This is a genomic window from Streptomyces marokkonensis (genome assembly GCF_039539045.1).
GTDB lineage: Bacteria > Actinomycetota > Actinomycetes > Streptomycetales > Streptomycetaceae > Streptomyces > Streptomyces marokkonensis.
The window spans coordinates 1-3,559 of record NZ_BAABCQ010000319.1; the positions used below are offsets into that span (position 1 = coordinate 1).

2 protein-coding genes are annotated in these 3,559 nt (G+C 71.5%); one reads left to right on the forward strand and one right to left on the reverse strand.

The window, feature by feature from the left end; translation table 11 throughout:
• Positions 1-94: 94 nt before the first annotated feature.
• The gene (locus ABEA26_RS35375) at positions 95-1,633 is read left to right on the forward strand and encodes an ABC transporter substrate-binding protein (RefSeq protein WP_345598100.1); all 1,539 of its coding nucleotides are present in this window, start codon (positions 95-97) and stop codon (positions 1,631-1,633) included.
• A gap of 75 nt (positions 1,634-1,708) precedes the next feature.
• Here the strand turns inward: ABEA26_RS35375 and ABEA26_RS35380 are convergent, their stop codons facing one another.
• Positions 1,709-3,376 (reverse strand): family 20 glycosylhydrolase, encoded by a 1,668-nt coding sequence (locus ABEA26_RS35380; protein WP_345598102.1) that lies wholly within the window; start codon positions 3,374-3,376, stop codon positions 1,709-1,711.
• Positions 3,377-3,559: the final 183 nt, after the last annotated feature.

Consider the following 3,559-nt stretch of genomic DNA (forward strand, 5'->3'; position numbering starts at 1 on the left):
GGGATCCCGTCACCGGGACGCGTCTGTCCGACGTGCCCTCGGGTTCCATCTGTCGCCGGTGACGCGTCCCCGGCCCTCCCAACGGAGCGACATCATGAGGTTTTCCGCTCGAAGCAGTGCTCTCGCGGCCACGGCGGCCGCGGCCTCATTGGTCCTCGCGGGCTGCGCGGGAGGAGACGCCGGCGGCGGGAAGGCCGGCGCGGCCACGCTCGACATCGCCACGCTCACCAACGCCCAGAGCCTGGACCCCAAGGACGCGATCGGCGGCGCTCTGCCCTACTTCCAGGCGGTCTACGACACGCTGGTCCAAAGAGCACCGGACGGCTCCTACCGGCCGATGCTCGCCACGAAGTGGGCGTACGACGAGAGCAGGACCAAGCTGTCGTTGACCCTGCGCGAGAACGTGAGGTTCAGCGACGGGACCGCCTTCGACGCCGACGCCGTCAAGGCCAACCTGGAACACTTCAAGAACGGCGGCGGTGGCGCGGCCAAGACCCTCGCACCCCTGAAGCGGGTCACGGTCGAGGACGCCACGCATCTCACCCTGACCCTGTCCGCGCCCGACCCGGCGATGCTGTTCCACCTCAGCGACGCGGCCGGCCTGATGGCGAGCCCGGCGAAACTCGCCGACGGCTCGCTCAGGACCACCCCGGTCGGCACCGGCCCGTACACGCTCGACAAGGGCAGGACAGCCATCGGCAACAAGTACACCTTCCAGCGCAAGCAGGACTACTGGGGCCGGAAGCTGCCCTACGAGTCGCTGACCATCAGCGTCTTCGACAACGAGACGGCCGTCGTCAACGGCCTCAAGACCGGGCAGATCGACAGCGCTGTCATCCAGGACGCCAGCCAGCAGGTCGCCCTCGCCTCCGACAGCAAGCTGAAGAAGACCGACTTCACCTTCGACTTCCAGGGCCTGCTGCTCTTCGACCGTGGCGGTGTGCACACCCCGGCCCTGCGCAAGACCGAGGTCCGCCAGGCGCTGAACCTCGCGATCGACCGCCGGACGATGCTCGACAAGATCCGCCAGGGCCGCGGCCAGACCACCAACCAGATCTACGGCCCCGAGACCCAGGCGTACGACAAGGCGCTGGACAGCCACTACGCGCACGACCCGGCGAAGGCCAGGCAACTGCTGGCGAAGGCCGGCTACTCCGACGGCTTCACACTGAAGCTGCCCCGTGTCTCCGCGATCGTCAGCGACGCGCTCGCCTCGTCCATCAAGACGGACCTGAAGGCCGTCGGCGTCACCGTCACCTGGGACCAGCTCGACGGCGCGAGCGCCCTGCGGAAGATCTACCGCGAGAAGGCGTACTCGGCCATGGTCATGAACATCGGGCAGTCGCCGAACGACTGGGTGGCGACCCAGGACCAGGTCGCTCCCGGCACCTTCAACATGTTCGGCACCACCGACGCGACGGTGAAGCGTCTGCTGCCGAAGATCCAGGTCGGCTCGGAGCAGGAGGCGGGTGACGCGGCACGCGCCCTGAACAAGCACCTCGTCGAGCAGGGCTGGTTCGTGCCGTTCTACCGGATGACGTACCAGGTCGTCTCCGGCCCGGACGTCGAGGTGACGCCGCAGTCCGGCATGGCGGTGCCCTCGATCTACAACTACGCGCCTGCCGCCTCCTGACCCGCCTCCTGATCCATCTCCTGATCCGCCTCCTGTGGGCCGCGGGCTGTATCAGCCCGCGGCCCACAGGTGTTCTCAGCGCCAGGGGACGTCGGTGGCCGGGAAGTACGCCAGCCTCCGCTGCTGCCACAGCCTGCCATGGCGGGCGAGGGCGGCGCGATGCGTCTCCCAGGTGGCCGGGCGGCCGCTCCAGGCGGTCTCGGCGACCGAGGCGAGCCGGGGCAGAAGCATCGTCGTCAGGTCGTCGATCCCCTGAAGGACCTCGCCGAACAACGTCGCCTCCACGCCGGCGATCCGGTCGTCGGGGACACCGTGCGCGGCCGGGTCCCAGCCGGCGGTGTGGCGCACGTCGCGCGGCAGGTAGCTGGGAAACCCGAGGCGTGCCGCGTCCGCCGCCCGCTCCGGGGGAACGACGGCGGCGGCATAGCCGCGGTCGAGGTAGAGGTGGGACTGCGGGGAGAGGATCACCCGGCCCCCGCCCGCGAGCACTCGCTGGAGGTCGTCCGCGGACGGCGCGAAGAAGCGTCGCATGGCCGCGACCAGTTCCGGCGTGAAGCCGGCGGCCAGGAGGTCGGGGCGTTCGGCCAAGTCGTCGGCCGTGGCGGGCAGATCCATCATGCCCGGGTCGACCCAGTACTGCGCGAGGTCCTGATCCGTCACCCCGGCGCGCGACGTCTCCTGCCATCCGACGGGGCGCTTACCGAAGCCCCGTGCCAGGGCACGCAGTTCCCGTACCGCCGCGGCAAAGCTCTCGTCGGTGATGCCGACGGCCTCGTCGCCGCCGATGTGCACGAACGGTCCTGCCGTCGTGGCGCACACGTCCGCCAGCACCTCGCGCACCATCGTCCGGGTCCGCCGGTCGGCGAGGTCGAGCGGAGGTACGTAGGTGAAACGGCCCGCCACGCCCTCGGGAGCGGGCGCGTCGGGCAGGCCCGGTACGGCGGCACGCAGGGCGGCGCAGTGGCCGGGCAGGTTGATCTCCGGGACGACGGTGACGTACCGGCGGGCCGCGTACTCCTGGAGCGCGGCGTACTCCTCGGCGGAGTAGAAGGCCTCCGTCCCGGAGCGGTGCGGGGCGGTCAGGGACGGAACCGAGGGGGATTCGATGCGCCAGCCCTCGTTGTCCGTGAGGTGCAGGTGCAGCACGTTGATCTTGTAAAGGGCGGCGAGATCGATGATCCGGCGCAGGTCGTCGGGGTCGATGAAGCAGCGTGCCGGGTCGACCAGCAGGCCCCGCCAGGCGTAGTGCGGGGCGTCGGAGAGGTGCCGGGGCTCGAGTTCGCCGTCCGGGCCCGGGAGCGCGAGGAGCTGGAGGGCCGTGGTGGCGGCACGGAAGACGCCCACGGCGGTCCGGGCACGGCAGGTGATGCCGTCCGGGCCGACGGTGAGACCGTACGACTCGTCGACGGGTACGGGCGTGCCGTCGGGCGCGACACCGACGGCGCGGCGGGGGGACGGTGGCGCCTCGCCGAGCGTGAGGCGCAGTACGGGGCCCGGTTCGCCGCCGGCGGCCGGTTCACCGCCGGCAGCCGGTTCACCGCCGGTGGCCGGCAGGAGGCGTGCGCCCAAGTGCGGTTCGAGGAGGGCGCGGACGGTCTCCTCGACCTGGGCCAGACCGGGGTCGGAGCGAAGGTGCCAGGGGCCGGCGGCGGCCGGGCCGCGGGCATCGGCACGGACCCGTGTGCGGGTGTGGGTCGGGGCGGCGGTGGCCGGGAGGGCTGGGGCGGGGATGACGGCGTTCACGGTTCCTCCGCCGGTCGCGCCGGGGCCCAGGAGCCCGGGCGCCGGTGTCAGGTCGGCAGCGGGGCTCCTGGGCGCCGGCCCGGCTCGTGAAGCGGGAACTCCCCCACGGTGCCCCTTCTTCGCGGGCCGGAACCACCTGTACGCTAACACGAAAACCGATCAGTGAACGCTTTTCGCGGCGGG